The organism is Kribbella sp. CCNWLW201, assembly GCF_037203805.1.
Taxonomy (GTDB): Bacteria; Actinomycetota; Actinomycetes; order Propionibacteriales; family Kribbellaceae; genus Kribbella.
On the sequence record NZ_JBBCBQ010000002.1, the window covers coordinates 832,184 to 855,418 of the forward strand.

Sequence of the window (23,235 nt, forward strand, 5' to 3'; positions counted from 1 at the left end):
CCACAGTCCTTCGGACGTAACTTGCCGGACGCCTGGGTTAGGCGGGGGCGTCTCCGTGGTCGGGGATTTCTAGTTGTACGCCGCCTTGGAGAGCGGACTGGTGGGCGTAGATTCCGGGGAGGGTGTAGCGGGCGGCGACCCAGGCGTTGACCGGGGGAAGGGTTTTGTCGGCGATCGCGCGGACGAAGTCGTCGGCGAGGAAGTGGTGAGAACCTTCGTGGCCGTTGTGCAGGCCGTCGAACTCGGCCGGCAGCCGGCTGCGGTCGTGGACTGGTGAGAGCCCGGACCGGAACGCGTCCCGCAGGGCCGGGTCCACGTTCGCCAGGTCCTCGTCTTGCAGCGAACCGCTCGGCTTGGTCTCCATCAGCTGGCTGACGTCCTCGACGCCTTCCTTGGTCTGCCAGAGCGTGGTCGTGGCCAGCTGCTCGAAGCTGCCCTCGGTCCCGAACACGCGCAGCCGGGACTCACGGATGTGCGACGGGTAGCCGACGCGGCGCATCTCGTTCGTCCGCATCACGCCGCCGTCGGCGAGCTTGAACAGCGCGGTCGCGTTGCTGAAGTCGTTGTCGAACTGGCTGATCTCCTTGTCGAAGACGCCGTCACCGCGGTCGTCCTGGACACCGATGCAGGACACGTGCGTGGCGTGCTGCCCGGTCACCGAGAGCACGTTGCCGACGGCGTGCGTCGGGTACAGCATGGGCGGGAACGAGGCGGTCTTCTTCCAGTCGTCACCGCCGCTGTACTGGTACGCCGCGTAGAACCCGAGATCCATGTCGTGGACGTAGTCGCCCTCGGCGTAGAAGACCCGGCCGAACTCACCGGCGGCCAGCTTCTGCCGGCAATACACCGATGACGGGTAGTAGTAACTGGTCTCGCCCATCATGTACGTCAGGCCGGTCTCCTTGACCAGCTCGATGATGCGGGCGATCTGGTCCGCCTCGATCGCCATCGGGACGGTCGAGTACACGTGCTTGCCGGCCTCGAGCGCACGGATCGCCATCTCGCCGTGCAGCCACCGCTGAGTGAAGATCGCCACCGCGTCCACGTCGGACGCGAGCATCTCCTCGAACGACTGGTACGTGAGGGTGATCCCCTGCTTGGCCGCCATCTCCGCGGTTCTTTCCGGTACGACGTCGGTCAGCCGTACGTCGGACACGTCAGGATGCGCGGACCACAGCCGCAGGAACGACGGGGCGAACTGCCCCGCTCCGACCACACCAATGCTGATTCCCATGCGCCAAGGCAATCACACATTTATGTTCCACGGAAGAACAAATTCACACGTTGGAATCTGTGGCCGACGCCGGCCCGAGAGCACTTTGTGCACCAGATTCGCACTCGAGGCCCCCCGACGTACGCATCTCGTGCACAAAGTCAGCCCGGAGACCGGCCGGTGAGAGGGCTGGGAGGTGGAGGGCTGGGAGGCCGTGGAGCGGTGCCGCGCGTTGGCCGGCTGGGCGGTTGCGACGGGCGGAGGGGTTGGGCACGCGGAGCTGGCTGTCGCGGCTTGAGGTAGGTACGGCGGGTGGTTCTTGGGGCTTGGGTCAGTGGAGGGTTAGGGGGGTTTCGCGGGTGAGGCGGGAGAGTTTGGCTGGGTTGCGGATGTAGTAGATGCCGGTGATGTGGTCGTCTTCGATCCGCAGGGCGACGACGCCGTCGAGGTTTCCGTCGAAGCTGAACAGGAGTGCTGGGCTTCCGTTGATCACGGTTGGTTCGGTGGTGAGGGTGCCGCCGATCTTCTGCATGCTTCCGACGAACATGCGGATCACCTTCTCGGCGCCGACGATCGGCTTGAGCGCGGTCAGTTTGAGTCCGCCGCCGTCGCTGACCGCGACCACGTCGGGCGCGAGCACGTCCATCAGGCCCTGCAGATCGCTGGCCTCGACCGCGCGCTGGAAGGCCTCGAGCACCGCCTGTCCTTCGCGCCGGGAGACCACCTTGCGGGGGCGGCGGGCGTCGACGTGCTGCCGGGCGCGGTGCGCGATCTGGCGCACCGCCGCCGGACTCTTGTCGACGGCCGCCGCGATCTCGTCATACCCGAGTTCGAACGCCTCGCGCAGCACGAAGACGGCGCGTTCGGTCGGCGAGAGTGTCTCGAGGACGAGCATCATCGCCATCGAGACACTCTCGGCCAGCTCGATGTCCTCCGTCGAGTCGGGTGTGGTGAGCAGCGGTTCGGGCAGCCAAGGACCGACGTACGCTTCCCTGCGCCGCTGCAGGGTGCGCAGGCGGTTGAGCGACAGGCGGGTGGTGATCCGGATCAAGTAGGAGCGCTGATCGCGGACCTGATCCAGATCGACCTTGACCCACCGCAGCCAGGTCTCCTGCAGAACGTCCTCCGCGTCGGCCGCCGATCCGAGGATCTCGTAGGCGACGGTGAAGAGCAGATTCCGGTGGACAACAAACGCCTCGGTCGCCGGTTGGTCGCTCATTCTCGCCATCCCTCCTCAAGAGGGCCGGACAGCCGGCGCCAACCCGGCCAGCACCTTCTGGCGTCGCCGATCCTTGAACCATAGGTCGAGCTGGCCGGGGTGGCGCGCCTCCTGCCTCATCTGCCAGACAGTGCTCCAGCAGACAGTCTCCTTGAGCATGGCCATGGATTTGCCGCCCTCGTAGTACGCCCTGGACACGGTGTCGTCCTTGCCGGCGAGCTGGACGATCCCGGCGCGGCGACCCAGGCTGATGCACTCGCCGAAGAACCCGACGCTGAAGTTCTTCGGCTGCTTGCCGGCGATCCGGCTCAGCACTGTCTCGCCGGCCTGTGGGCCCAGCTGTACCGCGGACTGGCAACTCATCCGCACCGGCAGGTCCGATGGCGCCACCGAGTCCCCGGTGGCGATGATGCGTGCGTCGTCGACGCTCGTGAGCGTTTCGTCGGTGAGCAGCCGGCCCAAGGCATCTGTGCTCAGCCCGCTCCGGGCAGCCAGGTCAGGTACGCCGAATCCGGCGGTCCAGATGGTCACGTCGCTGGCGAACTCGCGGCCGTCGGCGAGCTGGACCGCATCACCTGTCACGCCCGTCACCGTCGCGCCGGAACCTTCGAGTACGGTCACTCCGAGCTTGGCGAACCGCTTGGCCACCGCCCGCCGAGCCCGCGGATGCAGGTAGGGCCCGAGGATCTGTCCGCACACCAGCGTCACCTTCCGGCCCTGCTCCGCCAGCTCCGAAGCGGTTTCGAGGCCGGTCGGCCCGGCTCCCACCACTGTCAGCGCGGCCGACGCGGCCGCGGCCTCGATGACCGGCTGCAGCCGTTGGGCTTCTTCAAGGGTGGAGATCCGGTAGGCGTGCTCCGCCGCGCCGGGCACGTTCGGTACGGCGCTGCCGCTGCCGACGGCGTAGATCAGGTAGTCGTAGTCGAGGCTGCCACCGCTCGCCAGGATCACCCGACGCCCGGCCGCGTCGATCCGGGTCACGGTGTCGACCACCAGCCCGACGCCGCCGGCCAGAATCTTCTGGTAGTCCACCACCGCGTCGTCCGACCCGGTGACGAGCTGGTGCAGGCGGATCCGCTCGACAAAGGCCGGACGAGGGTTGATCAGGGTCACATTCACGCCGTCGCGCCGGGTCAGGCGGTTGGCTGCCATCACGCCGGCGTATCCGCCGCCGACCACGATGACATCGGTGTTCTCGCCCATGGCTACTCCTTCGATCCAAGGTGCAGCCCTAAAGACACCGGCCACCCGGCGGTTGTGACAGGTGTGACCTCAGACGTTGGAGCGGGTCAGGACGTGGGGGTTGTCGGTGGTGATGCCGTCGACGGCCAGCTCGACTGCCCGTTCCAGGGTCGCCGGGTCGGGAACTGGCCACGTGGTGACGTCCAGTCCGGCCGCCTGCAGCTCCTCACACCCTCCGGCGTCAGACCGGCGATACCGCAGAGCGCCGTACCTGCCTCCGCCGCCCGGGTCAGCGACAGTACGTCGGCGATCGCGGGAGTGCGGCCGAAGATCAGGCCGGTGCTTGCGGAAGGCATGGCACGCCGTACGGCGAGGAGACTAGAAAATCACGTGATCAGGCAGAGACCAGGCCCGCCGGATCCTTTCCGGCGAGGTAGGCGGCTACGGCCTCGGCGGCGATCGAGCCGGCCCGGTGGGCCGTTTGGCGGGTTGCGCCGGCCAGGTGCGGCGTCATCACGACATTAGGGGCCGTTAGCAACCGTGAACCGGCCGGCAACGGTTCGGACGGGAACACGTCGAAGGCGGCCGCCCCGAGCTGACCGGATTCCAGCGCGTCGACGGTCGCGTCGTAGTCGAGCAGACCGCCGCGCGCGGTGTTCACGAGTACGGCGCCTCGTGGCATCAGTGCGATCTGGTCGGCGCCGATCATTCCCCGGGTCTGGTCGGTCAGTCGCGCGTGCAGGCTGACCACGTCGGACCGCCGCAGCAGACCGTCCAACTCCACCAGCTCGATGCCCTCCGGTGCCTGGTCGATGAAGGGATCGGCGACCAGGACGTGAGCACCGAAGGCGAGCATCACCCGGGCGACCCGTTGCCCGATCGCGCCGTACCCGACCAGCCCGACCGTCGACCCGTCGAGCTCCACGCCGCATTCGTCGTACGCGTAGAGGTCGCTGCGCCACTCCCCTTGCTCAAGCGTCCGTTGCAGCCGAGGAAGGTTGCGGAGGGCCCCCATCATCAAGGCGACCGCGTGCTCGGCGGCGGCGACCGCGTTGCGTCCGGGCGTGGAGGCGACGATGATGCCGCGCTTGATGGCGGCGGGCACGTTCACGTTCACCGGTCCGCCGCGGCAGACGACGAGGAACCGCAGGTCGGTCGCGGCGGCCAGGACGCGTTCGGTGAACGGGCCCATCTGGGTGACCGCGATCTCGACCCCGGACAGCGCCTCGATCAACTGGTCCTCGGCATCGCTCGCCTCGTCCACCTCGGCCACCCGCCCGTACGGCGTCAACGGCCACGGCAACGTGACTTCGCGGAAGTCGAAGCTGACGTCGTCGAGGGAGGACAGAGCCGTCGCGAGCAGATCGTTACGGACGAAATGGTCACCGGCGAGCAATGTCTTGACGGTTCTCATCGAACTCCTGAAGTGAAGGTGGGTGCTGGGTCGGACCAGCGTGGGCGGGCCGACTCGATCCGGCGCAGGTAGTGGGCGTAACCCTCGGCGTAGAAGGCGGCGCGGGCGGGATCGGGATCGACCTGACGGGTCTCCGCGATCCACTCGGGCCCGGCACTGTCCGGGTCGACCGCACGTCGCGCGCAGATCACGGCACCGCGCGCGGCGACCTGCTCCGCCTCGGCCGTGTGCAGCGGCGCGTTCAGCACGTCCGCGAGGATCTGCGTCCACTCGGTACTGCGGGCACCACCGCCGCAGACGGCCACGCGTCCGGTCCAACCGGCCGCGTCCAGGCAGTGGCGAGCGGCGTACGCGATGCCCTCACAGGTCGCGCGGACCAGGTCGGCCGTGGTGGTCGACAGCGAGATCCCGTCGATCGTCCCGCGAGCCCCGGTGTCGACGAACGGCGCCCGCTCGCCGGCCTCGGAGAGATAGGGAAGGACAGTCACGCCCTGCGCGCCGACCGGGCTCTCGGCAAGCAACGACGGCAACTGGTCCGTCCCGACGCCAACCAGTGCCAGCACCCGATCGAGCGCGGCAGTGCCGACCATCGCGGGCATCGCCCGCAGCCAGACGCCGGGGGTCCACGTGCCCAGGAACAACCCCGCCGGCTCGCCGTCCACGGGCAGCTCGCGCGTCACCACTTGGCACGCGAGCGTCGTACCGACAGTAAGTAAGGCATCGCCGGGCTCGTCGACGCCGGCGCCGGCTGCTGCAGCTGGGAGGTCATACGGTCCAGCGGAAACCCTGGTGCCGCGGGCCATTCCGGTCGAGTCGTCGCGCAGTTCACCGACCGGACCGGCGGGGTCCACCGGCGCCAGCAAGTGCTTCAGCTCGGAGAGTCCGGTCGCCTTCAGGGCCTCGTCGTCGTACTGGTTCGTCCTCGGGTCGAGGAACGGCGCGGACGCATCGGACACATCGGTCGCACGTACGCCGGTGAGCTGCTGCATCACCACGTCCTTGCAGTACGCCGCCGTGCCCGCACGGGCGATGACGTCGGGCTCCTCGGCGAGTACGGCGGCCAGCAGCGGACCGGCGGCACCGGGGAACATCCGGTTGCCGGATCGCCGGAAGACGCGTTCGGCGACACCGTCGGTGGTCCAGCGGTCGAGGATCGCGCTGCTGCGCGCGTCCAGCCAGGAGATCGCCGGGCGGACCGCCGTACCGGCCGGGTCGACCAGCCAGAGGCCGTCGCCCTGGGCGGTGATCGCCAGGACGCCGGGCCGGTCCCCCACCGTGCCGGCCAGCTCACCGACCACCTCGTTGACCGAGGCAACGATCTCGGCGGTCTCGTGCTCGAACCGCCCGATCCCGGGCCGGACCAGTCTGGTCGGCCGGGACGCCTCGGCCACCGGCCGGCCGTCGTCGTCGAACGCGACGGCCTTGGTGACGGTGGTGCCGACGTCCACTCCGACGTCCATGCGCCCTCCCTAGAGTTTGGCTACCTCCACGGTGGCGCCGTGGTCGCGCAAAGGTTTGATCAGGTCTTGAGGGGTCTTCTCGTCGACCACCACGACGTCGAAGTCGGTGAGTGGGGCGAGGCGGTGCAGGGCGGTGCGCTGCAGCTTGGCGTGGTCGACCAGCAGCACCTTGGTCTTCGCCGACCGCAGCATCGCCCGCTTCACCAGCACGATCTCCTCCTCCTGGTGGAAAGCGTGCGTCGGCGACACCGCGGAGACCGAGCAGAACAGCAGATCGGTGTGCAGCGCCTCGACCGCCTCAGCGCACGGCATCCCGCCGAACGAGTCGTGCGTCGCGGAGTAGATGCCGCCGAGGGCGAGCAAGGTGATGTCGCGCAGCGCGGTCAGCTTGGTGATCGCGGGCAGGAAGTTCGTTGCCACCGTCAACGGGGTGATGTCCTCGAACAGGTCGACCAGGGCCAGCGCGCTGGTCGAGTCGTCGAGCATCACCGACATCCCGGGCTCGATCATCGCGCGGGCGTGCCGGGCCAGCGCGGCCTTCTCGGTCTGCGCGGTGTTCAGCCGGTACGCGACGTTGCTCTCGAACACGCTGGTCGGCTGCGCGCTGACGCCGCCGCGGTACTTGCGCACCACGCCCTGCCGCTCGAGCTCGTCCAAGTCGCGGTGCACCGTCATCACGCTCACCCCGAACGCCTCGACCAGATCGTTGGCCGAGACCGAGCCGTGCTCGACCACGTAGGCCGCGATCTCGGCCTGCCGGCGGGCGGGACGACTCAGTTCGGTGGTGTCACCGTCGACGTCGGATGTCATGCCGGGGTCTCCATTCGGACTGCGGGAACGTTGTACGCCTCGAGACCCACTGTGCCGTCCTGCCAGCGGAAACGCACCAACGCCGCGGGACCGAGAGCAGGTAGCAGTCTCCTGTAGTCGTTCAGCCGCAGTCCGAGCACCCGGCAGGTGAGCAGCCGGATGAGGGTGTTGTGAGCGACGACGAGCACCTTCTGGCCCTGGTGTGCACGCCCGATTTCCTGAAAGACCTCGTGCACCCGATCGGCCGCGTCGGCCGGATTCTCGCCGCCAGGGAAGTGGTCGCGCACCGGGTCCAGCTGGAAGGCCTTGGCCACGGCCGGCGGAAGTTCGCTGAGCATCTTGCCCTCGGCCGAACCGAAGTCGACCTCCCGCAGCCTGGCGTCGAGCGTCGGCGTCAGGCCGAGCGCTTCCGCGGTCGGCGTGATGGTCTGGCGGGCTCGCAGCATCGGTGACGCCCACAGCGCGTCCGGTGCGTAGTCGGCCGCCCACAGCGTGAGCTGTTGTGCCTGCTGTACGCCGACCTCGTCGATCGGAAGGTCGGTCGAACCGGTGTACCGGTTGCCGTGGTGCCATTCGGTCCGGCCGTGCCGGGCCAAGACGATCGTGGTCCTCATCCGCGATACCCCCGGCGATCCAGTTCGGCGACGAACGCGCCGTACAGATCCTCGAGCCTGTGTGGCCTTGGCTCGAGGATGTGGTCTGTCCTGACCATTCTGCGCGCGGTCTCGGTGAGCGAGCCGCCGGACGACGCGGCCAGGACGGCCATTCCGTACGCCGGGTCCGGGGCGGCCGGAAGCTCGACGGGTACGCCGAGGACGTCGGCGCGGAGCTGGTTCCAGTAGCCGCTGCGGACGGCGCCACCGGTGAGGGAGACGGAGCGGAGCGGGTCGGCGCCGAGGTTGACCAGGTGCTCGAAGGCGAGTCGTTCGATGAAGGCGACGCCTTGCAGGACGGCGGCGTACGTGTGCAGGTCGTCGGGTACGTCGCCTAACGTGAAGCGCTCGGCCTGCGGCGCCACGAAGGGGAAGCGTTCGCCGGTCTTGGTGAGCGGGTAGATGACGGCGTCGATCGGGCCGGCCGCTTTGTCCAGAGCGTCGAGGTCAGCGTTGGGGAGTAGTTCTGTGAGTACGCCGGCGCCAGTGCTGGATGCGCCACCGGGGAGCCAGCCGCCGTCGGGGTGACGGTGGCTGTAGACGGCACCGGTGGGGTCGACGAGAAGGTCGTCGCTGACGCCTTTGAGGACGAGCGTCGTACCCAGGACGGAGTTCCAGGCGCCGGGGGTGAGCGCGCCGGCGGCGATCTGGGCGGCGCAGCCGTCGGTCATGCCCGCGTAGACGGGGACGCCGGCCGGAGTGCGGCCGAGCTCGGTGCCGGGGAGGACGACGTCGGGGAAGATGCCCGCCGGGAGGTCGAGCTTGTCGAAGGCGGCCTGCGGCCAGGCGTCGGCGACGAGGTCGTAGCCCGTCTTGAGCGCGTGGCTGGTGTCGGTGGCAACCGGGTGGCCGACGAGGTGGGCCGCGACGAAGTCTGCGCTGTGGACGATCCGGTGGCTGTCCGATGCGTTCAGCCAGAGGAGCTTCGGCAGGGCCCAGGTGGGTTGCATCGCGGTCGCCCAGCGATCCGGGTCGGCGTCCACGATGCGGTCACGCTGGTCGGCTGCACGGGCGTCGTCGTACATCAGAGCCGGGGTGACCGGGCGGCCCCGGTCGTCGGTCAGCAGGAAAGTGCCGGAGGTGGAGCAGATCGCGATGCCCTCGATCTCAGGGCCGGCGACTTCCGCCAGGACGGCATCGACGGCGTCGAGCCAGCTCTGCGGGTCTTGCTCGTGGCGCGGTCCGTCGCGGTGGCTGACCAGCGGCCGGGCGGCCCGGGCCAGGACGGTTCCGTCGGCATCGGCGAGTACGGCGCGCACACTCTGCGTGCCGAGGTCAACGCCGATCCAGCCCACGTCAACGCCTCCCGAATCCAGTGTTATCTACGCTGATAACATAACATCAGAAGACGATAAGAACACGCCAGTCCGCGTCCGAACCCGGACACAACACGGCTCCCGCAGCTGGGAAGCATGCGGGAGCCGGGCGGTCCGGCCGACTGCGCCTGTGCCGGCGGGACGGTCGAGAGTTGGCAGGTCAGGAGTGCATCAGGAGCAAGGACGGGTCGATGGCGGCGAACTCGACCCGGCCGGCGCCGACGGCTCCGTAGGCGCCGATGGGCCCACTGGCCGGGCGGCCGTGGCGGTTGATCCAGAAACCCCAGCCCGCCGGCGCGGCCGGCCAGTCGGGGTCGGGCTCCCAGCCCGGCGGCGGACGCCAGGTGTCGGTGGGAGGTTCGGGCCAGTCAGGTGGCGGGTTGAATCGATGCACGGGCGGTCCTTCCCAGATTCCCCAGCAAAATCTGCCCCAGCGATCCGCTCTGCACGGAACTGTCTGACAGATCAACGACCTAGCGCGCCGAACGTCACGCCCTAAGTTTCGGTAAAGATTCTCCGACGCACGGCCACCAATCCCACCACCGCACCGGGCGATAGGCAACCATCCGCTCACCAGGCGGACTGCACGTGCATCCGCACCCGCATCGTTGCCTTGTCCACAGGGTTATTCACAGGCAACCGGGTCATTCACAGGCCACACCGTCGTGGTCTCGATCCAGGTGCGAGGCATAGCCGGGATCCCCGGTGTACAAGGGTGTGTCACCCGCGGCCCGGGCCTCCGAGCAGTTCGCGTAGTAGACGGAACCGGCGTCCTCGGTCGACCTGGCCTGCGGTGCCTCCCGGGTCGCCGTGATCGTTGCCTGCGGCGCCTTGACCGTCACGGTTCGTGCCGGGAGCGGCGGCTGGGTGATCGTTGCCGTCGGCCCAGGCACTGTCTGTCGCACGGTCGTGGTCGCCGTCGTCGTCACCGTCGGCCCGGTGACGGTCGCCGTCACGGTGGGGCCGGGCACCGGCGAGGACGAGGCCGTCGACGATGCGCTGTTGCTCCCCCCGATCGCGGCGAGGATGGTGATGAAGGCGACGCCGGCCGCCACCCAGCCCGCGACCAGTCTGACCGGCGTCTCAGCGCCGTACCGGCCGTTCGGGCCGCGGGTCCGGAGACCGCGGGCGTTCAGCCAGAAGCTCCAGCCAGGTGGCGCGGGCGGCCAGGCCGGGTCAGGTTGCCAGCTGGGTGGTGGTTGCCAGTCCGGCGTCGGCGGATCGGGCCAGCCTGGTGGTGTATTGAACGTGTGCATGGTGAGTTCCCCCTCAGGGGGTTACATCCAGTTACCGTGACGGAGTGTTACAAGTCCTCGAGCCGGTCACGGACCCGGTGGTGCTCGGTGAGTGATTCGGCCAGGTTGTACCCGAGTGAGCGGTACGCCTCGAAGTCCCACTCGTCGTACAACTGGTCGCCGGTGGTCCGGCGCGGGAAGTCCGGGTGACCGACGGCGTACTGCTCGATGTCCCAGCCGAGGTGACCGGCCAGCACCGCCTTCAGGAAGAAGATCTCGGTCTTGTACGGCTTCTCCTGACCGTCCTTCAGCGGATGGGTGGCGATGCCGTACGCCCAGGCCCGGTCGGCGCGCGGTTTGCTGCCGCGGATCATCGGCGACGGGTCGATCTCGATCTGGATCCCGTGGTCCATCCGGGCGGTCGCGATCGCCTCGGCCAGCGCGGTGAACCGGTCCTCGGCATCGTTCGACGCGTCGATCACGATCACCTGGGCCGGCTCCCGGCGCAGCGCCTCGACCAGGCCGAGGTTGTCGTAGTGACCGCCGTCGGTGACGTAGATCCGCCGGTCGTACATCGACGGCTGCCCGATCCCCTCCAGCAGCAGCCGGTACGGCCCGGGTTTGTCGATCACGCTGCCGAAGTACCGCCGTACCTTCTTGACGACCCCGTGGACCTCGGGGAACGCGGGGTCGGGCCGGTTGTTCCAGTACGGGTTCGGCAGCCACACACCCAGCCGCGCATTCAGTACGGCGAGCAGCAGCCGGACCGGCCGGGTCCGTGCGTTCACCCGACCGGTGAGCGGACTGAACGCGGCACCGCTGATCGCCATCGCGGCCGGCACGGTCACCTCGCGCTTGAGGACGTCGGCCTCGCGCTCGTAGTCGCCGGTCGTCCGCCGGCCGCCGTCCGGAAGTGAGCGGTCGCCGACGATCCCGATCTGCTGCGCGTCGAAGACGAACGGCACACAGTCGCGTTGGCTCGGTACGAAGTCCGCGTCGGACACGTTCGCGACGCCCGCGATGACCAGCTGCGGTCCGCCGTTGACCGGCTTTGCCCAGTCGGAGTACCGCAGCCGCAGGTGGTAGTCGAGCGCGACCGCGGCACCGTTGTCCTTCCGCGTCACCAGGAACGCGCGCGACAGCCGCTCCCGGTAGAACGAGTGCAGCGAGGTCCGGTTCGCGTCGGTGAGCACCTTGATCGCAACCGCGATCGCGGCCAGGATCAGCGCGACGTTCCAGTCCTCCTGGTAGCCACGGTCGATCGCGTAGCCAGCAGTCCAGCGCAGTAGCACGACGACCGCCGCGACCACGATGATCGTGGTGCCGGCCCATGGTGCGAGCTTGGTCCGGCCGAACGCGAGCAACCGGGCTCGCATCCCGGCCGACTCCTTGCCCTCGACCGCGAGTCCGTTCCACACGGTCTTGCCGAGTCCGATCAGTACGACGACCAACGCGCTGAACGACGCGAGTCCCTGTTTCGTGGGGTCGACCAACGCCAGCAACGCCGACGGGAGACTCGGCTGGTCGGCGGACTCACCGGGCAGTTGTCCCAGCAGATAAAGGCCTCCCGGTACGCCGAGCAGCAGTACGGCGAGCGGGACACCGAACCGGAGTGACACGTTCCCGATCGTGGTCAGCACCATCCGGACCACGTCGGGCATCCGGGCCCAGCGGTCCCACACCTTCTCCAGCACGAACATCGCCGCGCTGAGGGCGAGCGCGAACGACGACAGCCCGAGGAAGAACCAGGAGTCGTTCGGCGTCCAGTCGACCCGGAGCTCGGTGGACCGCTCGACGATCACCTGCTGGTCGGCGAGGAACCAGCCGAGCACCCAGGCGATCGCCCGCAGCACGATCCCGATCAGCAGCAGGTTGACGACCAGCCCGAACAGCACCGACAGCGCGGCCCGGAACATCGCCCGGCCGCCCTGCAACAGGTAACGGGTCTGCCGCCGCAACCGCGCGAGCTCGGGTGATCCCGGCGAGAACGGATCGGCGCAGGTCCGCCGCAGGATGTGGAATGCGGCGGCCATGTAGCCGCCGCCGCTGACGCCGATCACGGTCGACGCCTTGTCGTAGAAGCCCTTCTCCCGCAGGAGTTGCAGCGCGCCGAGGCAGAACGACGCGGACCGGATGCCGCCACCGGAACAGGTGATCACCAGCCGGCCGTCGTCCTTGCCGTCGTCCGTGATCCGCCGGAACGTGGCCGGCGGATCGAGCCGGACGCCGTACAACTTCCGCTGGCCGAAACGGCTGGACGCGAAGTAGGCGACAGCGAGGATGAGTGCGCCGACGAGACCGGTACCGCGCATCAGCCAGGTGAACCAGCCCGTCGACAGATCGGCGCAGGCGCCGGTCGAGGCACCGAACTCGGTCCACAGCCGGACGTCCTCGATGATGTCGAGCACCGCGGCGACCAGGACCACCCATGATCCGATCGCGGCGATTCGCTTCCACGACTGGCGATTCAGGAACTTGATGTACTTGTAGGCCCGGTACGCCGCGTAGACGTAGGCCATGATGAACGTCGCGTCGAGCAGCAACGACAGCCGACCGGGAACTTCGCAGAGGTACGCCGAACCGGCCGCGTCGTGGACGGCGTCGCGCATCGGCCACTGGACCACGGCGAGTACGACAGCGAGTTGGAGTGTCCTGGTGAACGTCCGACGCCGGCCGATCTGCTCGATCGTGGCGTCGCCTTTGGTGCCGTCCGATTCCCCGAGCATCGCCCCATGATGCCGGTCGCGCGGTTCAGGCGGCGACTTGAGACTCGCTGATGCGCAGGAGCGGGCGGCCGGTCTGCTCCAGGGCCGCCAACTGGGTGCAGGCGAGGGTGATCGCTTCGGCCTGCGAACGGCAGCCGTCGACGTACCAGAACGGGTCGTCCGGCTGACGGTCGTCAGCGTCATCGATGTCCGCGTACCAACAGTCGCGCCCCTGACAGCGGTAGTGCACGACCCTGACCTTGAGCTTCATGCGCGATACGACGCCGTCCACGGGCCGCCGGTTCCGGGTTTCGATCCTGGTGCGAAGGGTTTACAACGATGGCAAAGTCGCAGTACAAACGACGAGACCGGTCCGCCCCTCCGGCTCGAGAGGTCCTGCCATGAGATTCGTCCGCTCCCTCGTAGGCATCACGATCGTTGTCCTGCTGACCGCCGTACTGGCAGGTCCGGTCGAGGCTCGAGAGGAGAACACAGTGGCGTCGCAGACCTTCCGGAATCCGGTGAACCCGTCGGCGGATCCGTCGCTGATGTTCTTCAACGGCCGGTACTACGTCGCGACGACCCGCGGCGACCGGATCGGGATCTGGTCGTCGCCGAGTCTGGCGACGCTGCTGGTCCAGCCTGAGCAGGTGGTGTGGCGGGATTCGGATCCGAGCCGCAACACCCAGATGTGGGCGCCGGCGTTCCGCCAGGTGGGCGGCCGCTGGTACATCTACTACACCGCGTCCGACGGCGTGGACGCCAACCACCGGATGTACGTGATCGAGTCCGAGGGTTCCGACCCACTGGGGCCGTACCACTTCAATGCGAAGATCGCGGACTTCGGCGAGTACGCGATCGACGGTGAGCCGATCACGGTGAACGGGCAGCAGTACTTCGTTTGGACCGGACCCGGTCGTGGTCAGGGCGGGCCGGCGCAGTTGTACATCGCCCGGATGAGCAACCCATGGACGGTCACCGGCGCGCGGGTCGCCATTCCCGCTTCGGGCGGCTGCACCGAGGTGCGCGAGGGACCGACCCCGATCTACGGGAACGGACGCGTGTTCCTCACGTACTCCACCTGTGACACCGGCAAGCCGGACTACCAGCTGTGGACGAAGAGCATCGCGAACGGCGCCGACCCGATGGTCGCGTCGAACTGGGTGCAGCACCCCGGACCGATCTTCTCCCGCAACGACGAAACCGGCGTCTGGGGTCCGGGGCACCACTCCTTCTTCAAATCCCCCGACGGTACCGAGGACTGGATTGCTTACCACGGCAAGAACACCAGCACCTACACGTATTCCTTCCGCACCAGCCGGGTGCAGAAGATCAGCTGGAACGCCGATGGCACTCCGAACCTGGGCCGGCCACTGGCTGCCGGTGCGACCCAGACCTTGCCTTCTGGCGATCCCGGCTCGGCGAACTACTGGATCAACGACTTCGACAGTGCGGTCGTCTACAGCGGCAATTGGAACTCCGGATCAGGCTGTGGCAACCAGTGCTTCTGGGGTAACGACCACTGGAGCGGCGAACGGGACGCCTCCGCGACCATCCACTTCAACGGCACCAAGGTCGCTCTGCTCAGCGTTGCCGACAAGGGCAACGGCATCGCCGCCATCTCCATCGACGGCGGCCCCGAACAACGCATCGACTACTACAGCTCGATCCGGGTCGGCGAGCAGTTGATGTACGTCAGTCCGACCCTGCCCGCCGGTCCGCACACCGTGAAGGTCCGTGTCACCGGCGACAAGAACCCTGCGTCCGGCAGCACAGTCATCAGCCTGGATCGCATCGAGGTCTACTAATGCCTCGTCAAGCAATAGTTGGATAGGTAATCTGGGTCGGCAGATCGCCTGGTTGACGGCACGCGTCGTGTCGCAGGTCGGCCCGAGTGCTTCATCGACTGTGACTATCGTGCCGCCGGCAATCGTTCGCCGACGGCAATCTCCCCACAGTCGACGATCCGACGGGCGCTCCACAGCCGCGACTGAAGCCACCGTGCCGCGACCCGGCCGGGTACCGCGCGGTGGGCCGCGAGACTCGACTGGCCATCGGAGCTGCGCGGGCATCCGGCGGCTTCTTTCCGGTCCACCGACCCACCGCCACGGAAGAGCAGCAGCACCGGCCCAAGGGGCGTGGTCGCCGGCGTGGGGTTATGAGGTCCTCAGGGTGACCGGGCCGAGGAGGCCCGACGTCTTTTGGCCGGGGAAGATGAAGTGGGTGGGGCTGATGGAGTCGAGGTAGGGGGCGGCGGTGTTGAAGACCTCGATGGTTAGGTGGTGTTCTCCGGGTGTGATGCCGGTCAGGTCGAAGGTGTAGGGGGAGCAGAAGCGGGCGCCGATGCTGGTGCCGTCGATCAGGACTTCGGCGGTGCCTCGGACTCGGCCTAGGTTCAGGGTGCCGGTGGTTGGGAGGTCGAGGCGGCGGGTGTAGCGGACGCCGCCGCTGTATTCGGACAGGCCGTGGGTTTCCCAGTCTCCCAGGGGGATTCGGCCGGGTCCCACGGTTGCTCGGATGGGTCCGGTCAGCGCGGCGCCGGACTCGTGGCCAGGGGTGGTCATCAGGGTGAGCCAGCCTGTCTTCGCACCTGCTGGTACGTCGGCGACGACCTTGCCTGATCCGGTGGCGAGTTGCCGGCCGTCGACGCTGAGGACGGCCTCGCCGACCAGGTTGACCTCGAGGCGCGTGGTACCTGGCGGCAGGTCGAACCGCAGGTGCTCGATCCGATCCGGAGACGGGCGCGGCACGGCGAAGGTGATGGGCTCGACCACCGTGGTGTCCGTGCCGTCGAGCCAGGCGGCGGCCGGCAGCGGATGCGGTCGGCGGGTGAGGTAGAGATCCGCCACCGCGCGATGCCACGGCCGCCGTCGTACTGTCGGCACAGTCGATCCGTCGACCGTCGCCTTCCAGTCGTGGTCGGAGATCACCAGGCCGTCGACCAGGATCGGGCTCGGCCGGGTCACCTCCACGACGACCGTGTTCTCGACGTCCGGTCGCAGTACGGCGGCCGCGTCGTACCGTCGTACCCGCGGAGTCGGACGCTCGTACGGCATGAAGCCGCCCTGACGACCCACTTCGACATCGTTCACGAACAGCCGCGCCGATCCCCACGCGGTCAACGTGAGCTCAGTGCATTCACCGGGTACGACGGTCGTGCTGTAGCGGATCGCCGTACCAAGGCCAGCCGAGTCGACCGCGATCCATTCCGGCCGACGGTACGACGCCAGGTCGCGAACGAACGCCACATTCGCCCGAAGGTCTATCCGCTCGGATGGCGTCAACCGCAGCTCGAGCTGGTGGGTGCCGGCCGAAAGAGCCAACGAGGCCGACCCGAAGAGTCCACCGTCATCGGCGATCGGCAGCGGCCGGCCGTCGATCAGCAACTCCTTGGCCGCGGGCGCGCCGACGACAACCGTGGTTTCCAACGCCGAGGCCAACTCGAAGGCCGCGGCGAACGTCACCGTCTGGCCGGCCTCGACGGTGCCGAAGTCCAGGAAGTCCTCCGGGACGTGACCCTTCGGGCCGAGCGCGTGGTGATGGATGTGGTCCTTGCGGATCCCCAACGACTCGGAGTACGCCACCGGCTCGCCGTTGATCAGACCGTGCGGCCCGAAGGTCGCGTGCGCCGGTCGCCAATCGGCCGAACCTTCGACGCGATGCTCGAGCGCCCACCGCTCGACCACAACCTCATCGGAGGCCTTCCCGGCCGGCCAGGCGAAGTCGCCCCACGTGTTGTCCAGGGTCGGAATCAGCTCGACGTCCCAGTCCCCTTCGAGCACAGACTCCTTCAGCAAGACCGGCGCGTCAGCCTCGACCGAAGGGTTGCCCTCAGCAAACACCACCAGCGCGGCAGGACCGTGGTCGAACGGAACGACAACCTCACCGTCCTGACAAGCAAGAGGTTTCGAGGAACCGTCGAACGGATTCACCAGCAACGGCGGCCCCGGCAGATCGCGAACTCGCAGCCGAACCTCATCCAAATACCGCGACGGATCAAAGGAGTACCCGACACTCGCCCACTCGTGGCTGATCCCCCGCCCAACAGGCTGACCATCGATCTGAGTCGCACTCCACTCGGTCGGCGTCACGAACACGACCAAGGCATCGTCGACCTCCCGGGTCAGCACCGGCACCTCCGCCTCCACCCGCCGCGGCACGCGCGTCAGCGCCGCCGGCACCTCGGACGCCGAGTCGACCACCACAGCCCCCGACAGCCCGTCAGGTACGGCGCCCACGGCAACCACCAACCCACCGGCGGCAACGAACTCGTTCAACCGCTCCAGCACCGCATCCTCGAGCACCGTTGCCGCAGGCAACACAACGGCGACGAAGGACTCCGAAGCAACAGACAACCGCGGCCCCTCGCCCACGAAAGCTCCGGCCAGCGAATCATCGTCGATCACGTCCGCGTCGATCCGGGCCCGATCCAGTACCCCCAGTACCGGCGCGAACCAGGTCGCATCCCCGATCAGCTCGCGGTACACCTCCTGAGCCCGCTGCGCCCCGGGACCAGGCCCGTCCATGGTCAGGTCGGCCTGAGCCGTCGCATTCGGGAACAGTACGGCGACCTCACACACGTGCCGCCCCAGCGACAACGCCGCACACAGCCGCGTCACCGCATCCGCAAAGGACTTGTGATGCCGCCAATACGGCTGACGCCAATCAGTAGAAGGCGGCGCCCATTCCCACCACCCGGCTCGCGTCGTGTAGTAGACGGCATGCGGGTTGTACAACGTCGCCCCGGTCCGCAGCCACGGCAGCAACCAGTCGAACGTCTCCTCCAGCGTCCCGCCCCATCCGGTGGAGTGAAACGCCTCGATCCACGTCCGCGGCCGTTCATACAAATGGGCCAATGACGAATGGATCCGCGCATCCCCGTGATGATCCGATCCCGGTGCGCTGAACCACCGGTGCGTCCGCGCATAGTCGGCGTACAACTCGACACCTTCGACAGGCAGCCCCGCGCGCGCCGGATCCTGCTGGTCGCAGCCCACCACGAGCCCATGCTTCTCATGCCACTCGTGCAACGGCCGGAAGAACGCCTCCTCCGCGAGTGACGCCCTCAGCGCGTGGTAGTGCCGCCGTACCCGAGCCCCATCCGGTACGGCGGAATCCCACAGCGCACCGAGTCGGTCGCGGAGGTCGTAGCCGTAACGTGCTTCGAAACGAGAAGCGAAGTCGGCGGACCACGTGGGCACCGACGGCAGCTCGTCCTGGAACGACCCGACGACGACCTGACCGAGGCGATCCCCCAGCCGCCGCTCGAACTCACCGTGCACCTGGTCAAGCAACGCCGTACACGCTGAAGAACTCAGGTAGTCGAAACCATGGTCCGTCTCGTAGAACAATGACAACTGCGACTCGACAACCGCCTCAGCGGAAGCGCCGACACCATCAACAACCACCTCACCCGAAGGCTCCACCGCCGCAGAGATCACCCGGCCACCAGCGGGACACCGCAGCTCCAGCCGACCAGTCCCACTCACCGTCAACCGCTGCAACCGCCGCCCGGCGTACGACGGCTGCCGAGCCACCAACCGCGCCTGGATGTCCGCGCCGGAGAACCCCAGCTGGTCGTAGAACCACAGCGAGACACCCAGCTCGGCCGCGTCATCACAGACCCCGAGAAATATCGACCACCACTCTTCCGAGAAGAACGGCGGATCGTCCGCGTCGCACCCGTGATCCGATCCGGCCGGAGCCAGATTCAGTACGACGAGCTGGTACACCCCACCCTCGACGAACCGCTCGAGCTGCCAGCGCAGCCGGGCCGGGTCGAGCGGCTCGCCGCTCCACCACCAGATGGGCGCGGGTGAGTACGCCCTGGGCGGGTCGGTCAGGACCGACGCCAGGCGAGGGGGAAGTGCCACGGTTATCCCTTCAGGCCGCTCGAGAAGCCGCGAATGACGTACCGCTGGAGGATCAGGAAGACGACCAGGATGGGCAGCGCGGCCAGTACCAGACCGGCTGCGACGAGCCCGTAGTTCGAGGTGTATTCGTTGACGAAGGCAAACACCCGGACCGGGACGGTCTCCCGCCCGGAGCCGCCGAGATAGAGCAGCGGGGTGAAGAAGTCGTTCCAGATGGTCACCGCGTTGAGGATCAGCACGGTGCCGGTGATCGGCCGCAGCAGCGGGAAGATCACGTACCCGAATGCCTGCAGATGCGACGCGCCGTCGATCAGCGCCGCGTTGGTGTAGTCGGCCGGCAGCGACCGGATGAACCCGGTGTAGAGGAACACCGTGAACGGCAGCTGGATCCCGGTGTAGAACAGAATCATCCCCTGGTACGTGCCGAGCAGGCCCAGGTCGTTGACCAGTTGATACAACGGGATCATGCCGAGCTGGAACGGCAGGATAATGCCGACCAGGAACAGGATGTAGAGGCTGTAGCTCAGTCGCGACGCCGTCCGGGCCAGGAAGTACGCCGCCAGCGACCCGAGCACGATCAGGATCACGACACTCGACACCGTGATCAACGTGCTGTTCAGCAACGCGGATCCGAGTGAGGCCGACTGCCAAGCCTCGCCGAAGCTGGCGACGGACGGCGGATCCGGCAGCGACAGCGGCTTGTTCGCGATCTGCTCCGGATCCTTGAACGCCAGTGTCACCAGGGCGTAGACCGGGAACAGGAACATGATCGCGACCGCGATCATGACGAGCTCGCGCACCAGCGTGCGTGGCCGGTAACCGGTCCTCATGCCGTCGTCTCCCTCGAACGCAGATAGCCGATCTGGATGAAGGAGACCGCCGCGACGAAGATCGCCAGCACCAGTGCGACCGCGGTGCTGTAGCCGAACTTGCCGAACACGAAGGCCTGCTTGTAGAGCACCGTCGACAACGTGTCGGTCGCGTAGCCCGGACCACCGTTCGTCATCGCGATGATCTGGGTGAACAGCGTCAGGCCGCCGACCGTCGACAGCATCACGTTGATCGTCGTCGCCGGCGCGAGCAGCGGCCAGGTGATGTGCCGGAACCGCGCGAACATGCCGGCGCCGTCCACCATCGCGGACTCGCGCAGCTCCTGCGGTACCCCTTCCAGTCCGGCCAGGAAGATCACCATCGAGTAACCCGCGCACTGCCAGATCACCGTGAACGCGACCGACCAGATCGCCAGCGACGGGTTGCCCAGCCAGTCCTGCCGCAGCGAACCGAGACCGATCGCGTTCAGCGCGGCGTTGAGCCCCGCGTCCGGCGCCGGGTTGTAGACGTACTTCCACAGGAACGACACCATCACCGGGCTGACCACGACCGGCGCGAAGAAGATCACCCGCAACGCCATCCGGCTCTTGATCCCCGTGTGTACGCCGAGCGCGAGCAGCAGACCGATCCCGTTCTGGACGACGACGATCGCGATCGTCAGCAGCAAAGTGTTGCGCAAGGCACCCAACGCCTGGTCGTCCTGTGCCAACTGCTTGAAGTTCTCCAGCCCGATGAACGAGCGCTGCTCGCCGACCCCCGACCAGTCGGTGAAGGCCGACCCCGCTCCGACGATGCTCGGGTAGAGCATCACCAGCGCATACACGAGCAGCGCCGGCGCCGCGAAGTACCACGGCGGCGTGATCCCGCCACCTCGACGCCGCGATGACTTCACGGCGTCGCGTCGTACCGCATGTAAGGAGACTGTCATGCCGTCTTCCGGTAGGCCTCGTCCATCTTCTTGAGGGCGTTCGGGACCGTGGTCTTGCCGCCGAGGAGTTCCTGGACGACGGCGAAGTGGGTGGGCTGGACCTCGGCGTTCGGCCAGCGCTGGTCCATGAACGGGACGGCCTTGTCGTCCTTCAGGTAGGGCAGGAACGGCTCCAGCACCGGGTCCACCTTCAGCTCGCCGTCGGCGTACAGCGGCACGCACGCGACCGCCTCGGCCCAGGCCTTCACGGTGTCCGGCCGGCCGCAGTACTCGAGGAACTTCTTCGCCTGGTCGGCCTTCTTACTCTTCGCGCTGATCGCGATGCCGACCACGACACCGCCGGGGATCCAGTTGTCCGCCTCGACGTCGGTGGCGGGGAACGGGAACATGCCCAGGTCGTCCGGCGTCGGCGACGCCTTGCGGAAGGCCGGCAGGACGGCGGACACCTGGACCGCCATCGCGGCCTTGCCGGTGCCGACCAGCGAGGTGGCCTGCTCGTACGTCGTCCCGTTCGGGTTGTCGTTGAAGAAGCCCTTCTTCTGCAGCTCCAGGTACTTGTCCATCGCGTCGGCCCAGCCGGAGTCGGCGAACGACGCGTCGCCGGCGATCATCTTGTCGTCGAAGTCCGGCGTCTTGGCGTACACGGTGCCGGGCACCAGCGCGTAGTCGATCAGCTGGGTCACCCACGGGGTCTGCGCGCCGAGGGCGATCGGGACGATGCCCTTCTTCTTCAGCTTGTCGCAGACGGCGAGCAGTTCCGACCAGGTCTTGGGCGGCTCGACCCCCGCGGTCGCGAACGCCTTCTTGTTGTAGATCGCCCCGAGCATGCTGGTGCCGGGGGAGAAGATGTAGGTCTTGCCGTCGTTCTGGAAGGCACCCTTGAAGCCGGTCGGGATCTTCTGCGTCCAGGACTGGTCGCTGAGGTCCGCGAGCAGGTTGGCCTTGCTCAGCTGAACCATCGACATCGCGCTGCCGTTGCCCGGGTAGACCACGTGGATGTCGGGTGCGTTGCCGGCCGCGAGCTGGGTCCGGAGGGCGGTCTGCACCTGGTCGGCGGGCGCGAAGGAGAGATTGAAGTCGAAGTCGGAGTTCGCCTTCTTGAATTCGTCGAGCGCCTTGCGCAGGCCGGCCTCCTGGTCGCCGACGCCGATCACCTTCAGCTGTCCGCCGGACGACGACGAGCCGCCGCCGTTGCCGCCACAGGCCGCCAGCGTGCCGACGGCGGCGGCGCCACCCATCAGCTGCAGGAGACGCCTCCGACTGACGGACTGATCGAGTGCCATGGTTCCTCCTGAGCCGCGGGGCGAGAGCCACCCCTGAATTACCGCTGAGTGATGTGAAGTAACCGCGATGACGTGTTACTTTCTTCACGCGGGACGCTACGGACGGCCCGGAGGGGTGTCAAGACCTCGTTGAAAGGATTCAGAGGGCCCCGGCGACCCGGCACGGTTTGGGTCACTGCCCGGGTCGCCTGAGAAGATGTCGCCGTGCCCGCGACCGCCTGCGCCCTGCCGGACAGCACGCCGTACGACGTGCTGCGCCCCGTCACGCCGTACGACGGAACCGGCCGGTACCGGATGACGCCCGGACCGGTGCACGGGTGAAACGTCCGATTCTGGTCAGCGCACTCGTCCTGATCACCCTGCTCGGCGCCGCCGGCGGCTACTACACCGGCGACCGCACCGAGCTCCCCGTCCCCACCGCCGCCGGCGAGGCCGTCCCCCTGGGGGTCGCCTCTCCGTCGCAGCCGCAGCTGACCCGGAAGACACCGGAGCCGAACAACCTGACGGCCCTGCAGGCGGACGAACTGGACTTCCGCACGCAGAAGTTCACGGTCCATCAGGATTCGCAGCCACCGGTGCGCTTGTCGGTGCGGGTGCCGGAGGGTTGGCAGAAGTCGGTCAACAAGGACGCGCCCGGCGAGGTGAAGTTCCTCGACTCGCTGCGTGAGCGCGGAGTGCGGGTGGAGGCCGGCTTCCAGCCCGGCCTGACCACGGCGCAGATGCGGGACAAGCTGATCCAGGGCCTCGAGTCGAGCCAGCCGTACGAGAACAACCTCCAGATCGTGGCCAAGACCGACGACACGATCACCGGCTCCGACGGCCGGCCGCGGGAGACGTCCACCGTCGCCTACACCTTCATCCCCGGCAAGGACGTCCGGTACGTCATCGTCCGCTGGGTGGCGACGGCCGGCGACTCGATGGCGACGGTCGAGATGTCGATCACCGGGCTGCCGCAGGACAAGGCGGCGCTGCAATTCATCGCGGACCAGGCGTCCAAGTCGGCGACGCCGGAGGACTGAACTATTCGGCCCTGCTCGAAAGGGGTCGGGTTTCACGGAATTGTTACTCGCACGGCGCAACCTGACGGCGGGCTACGGTGTCTTTGGGTAGTAG

At 67.8% G+C, this 23,235-nt stretch carries 19 protein-coding genes; 2 read left to right on the top strand and 17 right to left on the bottom strand.

Annotation, left to right across the window (positions count from 1 at the left end; translation table 11 throughout):
- Nucleotides 1-37: 37 nt before the first annotated feature.
- From V9K99_RS13765 to V9K99_RS13825, 13 genes are all read right to left on the bottom strand, one after another.
- On the bottom strand, nucleotides 38-1,234 hold the full coding sequence (locus tag V9K99_RS13765; protein WP_337001606.1) for a Gfo/Idh/MocA family protein: 1,197 nt from the start codon (nucleotides 1,232-1,234) through the stop codon (nucleotides 38-40).
- A 310-nt stretch (nucleotides 1,235-1,544) separates the two neighbouring features.
- Nucleotides 1,545-2,432 (bottom strand): RNA polymerase sigma-70 factor, encoded by an 888-nt coding sequence (locus V9K99_RS13770; RefSeq protein ID WP_337001604.1) that lies wholly within the window; start codon nucleotides 2,430-2,432, stop codon nucleotides 1,545-1,547.
- Nucleotides 2,433-2,447: 15 nt separating this feature from the next.
- Nucleotides 2,448-3,635, bottom strand: coding sequence for an NAD(P)/FAD-dependent oxidoreductase (locus V9K99_RS13775; protein WP_337001602.1), 1,188 nt, complete (start codon nucleotides 3,633-3,635; stop codon nucleotides 2,448-2,450).
- Between the two features lie 86 nt (nucleotides 3,636-3,721).
- Entirely contained in the window at nucleotides 3,722-3,970 is a 249-nt protein-coding gene (locus tag V9K99_RS13780; protein ID WP_337001600.1) for a hypothetical protein, read from the bottom strand.
- Nucleotides 3,971-4,008: 38 nt separating this feature from the next.
- Entirely contained in the window at nucleotides 4,009-5,028 is a 1,020-nt protein-coding gene (locus V9K99_RS13785; protein WP_337001598.1) for a 2-hydroxyacid dehydrogenase, read from the bottom strand.
- Nucleotides 5,025-6,488: an FGGY family carbohydrate kinase gene (locus tag V9K99_RS13790; RefSeq protein ID WP_337001596.1), complete on the bottom strand. Its 1,464-nt coding sequence runs from the start codon at nucleotides 6,486-6,488 to the stop codon at nucleotides 5,025-5,027. The genes V9K99_RS13785 and V9K99_RS13790 overlap by 4 nt, the downstream gene beginning before the upstream one ends.
- Nucleotides 6,489-6,497: 9 nt before the next feature.
- Nucleotides 6,498-7,298 carry a DeoR/GlpR family DNA-binding transcription regulator gene (locus tag V9K99_RS13795; protein ID WP_337001594.1) on the bottom strand — a complete coding sequence of 267 codons (801 nt, stop codon included), beginning with the start codon at nucleotides 7,296-7,298 and terminating at the stop codon, nucleotides 6,498-6,500.
- Nucleotides 7,295-7,912, bottom strand: a complete 618-nt coding sequence (locus V9K99_RS13800) for a histidine phosphatase family protein (protein ID WP_337001592.1) — start codon at nucleotides 7,910-7,912, stop codon at nucleotides 7,295-7,297. Before V9K99_RS13800 ends, V9K99_RS13795 begins: the two co-directional genes overlap by 4 nt.
- Nucleotides 7,909-9,246: an FGGY-family carbohydrate kinase gene (locus tag V9K99_RS13805; RefSeq protein WP_337001590.1), complete on the bottom strand. Its 1,338-nt coding sequence runs from the start codon at nucleotides 9,244-9,246 to the stop codon at nucleotides 7,909-7,911. Before V9K99_RS13805 ends, V9K99_RS13800 begins: the two co-directional genes overlap by 4 nt.
- 181 nt (nucleotides 9,247-9,427) lie before the next feature.
- On the bottom strand, nucleotides 9,428-9,661 hold the full coding sequence (locus V9K99_RS13810) for a hypothetical protein (protein WP_337001588.1): 234 nt from the start codon (nucleotides 9,659-9,661) through the stop codon (nucleotides 9,428-9,430).
- Between the two features lie 250 nt (nucleotides 9,662-9,911).
- A complete protein-coding gene (locus V9K99_RS13815; RefSeq protein ID WP_337001586.1) occupies nucleotides 9,912-10,523 on the bottom strand; it encodes an excalibur calcium-binding domain-containing protein in 612 nt (203 codons plus the stop codon).
- 47 nt (nucleotides 10,524-10,570) lie between these two features.
- The gene (locus V9K99_RS13820) at nucleotides 10,571-13,228 is read right to left on the bottom strand and encodes a hypothetical protein (RefSeq protein WP_337001584.1); all 2,658 of its coding nucleotides are present in this window, start codon (nucleotides 13,226-13,228) and stop codon (nucleotides 10,571-10,573) included.
- Nucleotides 13,229-13,253: 25 nt separating this feature from the next.
- Complete coding sequence (locus tag V9K99_RS13825; RefSeq protein ID WP_337001582.1) at nucleotides 13,254-13,478, bottom strand: hypothetical protein; 225 nt, start codon at nucleotides 13,476-13,478, stop codon at nucleotides 13,254-13,256.
- A gap of 130 nt (nucleotides 13,479-13,608) precedes the next feature.
- Here V9K99_RS13825 and V9K99_RS13830 point away from each other — a divergent pair, with 130 nt between their 5' ends.
- The gene (locus V9K99_RS13830) at nucleotides 13,609-15,015 is read left to right on the top strand and encodes a family 43 glycosylhydrolase (RefSeq protein ID WP_337001580.1); all 1,407 of its coding nucleotides are present in this window, start codon (nucleotides 13,609-13,611) and stop codon (nucleotides 15,013-15,015) included.
- A 348-nt stretch (nucleotides 15,016-15,363) separates the two neighbouring features.
- Here V9K99_RS13830 and V9K99_RS13835 read toward each other — a convergent pair whose 3' ends face one another.
- The 4 genes from V9K99_RS13835 to V9K99_RS13850 are packed head-to-tail and all read right to left on the bottom strand — an operon-like array spanning nucleotide 15,364 to nucleotide 22,122.
- On the bottom strand, nucleotides 15,364-19,080 hold the full coding sequence (locus V9K99_RS13835; RefSeq protein WP_337001579.1) for a hypothetical protein: 3,717 nt from the start codon (nucleotides 19,078-19,080) through the stop codon (nucleotides 15,364-15,366).
- A 2-nt stretch (nucleotides 19,081-19,082) separates the two neighbouring features.
- Complete coding sequence (locus tag V9K99_RS13840) at nucleotides 19,083-19,910, bottom strand: carbohydrate ABC transporter permease (RefSeq protein ID WP_337001577.1); 828 nt, start codon at nucleotides 19,908-19,910, stop codon at nucleotides 19,083-19,085.
- Nucleotides 19,907-20,839: a carbohydrate ABC transporter permease gene (locus V9K99_RS13845; RefSeq protein WP_337001575.1), complete on the bottom strand. Its 933-nt coding sequence runs from the start codon at nucleotides 20,837-20,839 to the stop codon at nucleotides 19,907-19,909. Before V9K99_RS13845 ends, V9K99_RS13840 begins: the two co-directional genes overlap by 4 nt.
- Nucleotides 20,836-22,122, bottom strand: coding sequence for an ABC transporter substrate-binding protein (locus V9K99_RS13850; RefSeq protein ID WP_337001573.1), 1,287 nt, complete (start codon nucleotides 22,120-22,122; stop codon nucleotides 20,836-20,838). Before V9K99_RS13850 ends, V9K99_RS13845 begins: the two co-directional genes overlap by 4 nt.
- A 317-nt stretch (nucleotides 22,123-22,439) precedes the next feature.
- Between V9K99_RS13850 and V9K99_RS13855 the strand changes: the two genes are divergently transcribed.
- Nucleotides 22,440-23,141: a hypothetical protein gene (locus V9K99_RS13855; protein ID WP_337001571.1), complete on the top strand. Its 702-nt coding sequence runs from the start codon at nucleotides 22,440-22,442 to the stop codon at nucleotides 23,139-23,141.
- The last annotated feature ends 94 nt before the right edge of the window (nucleotides 23,142-23,235 follow it).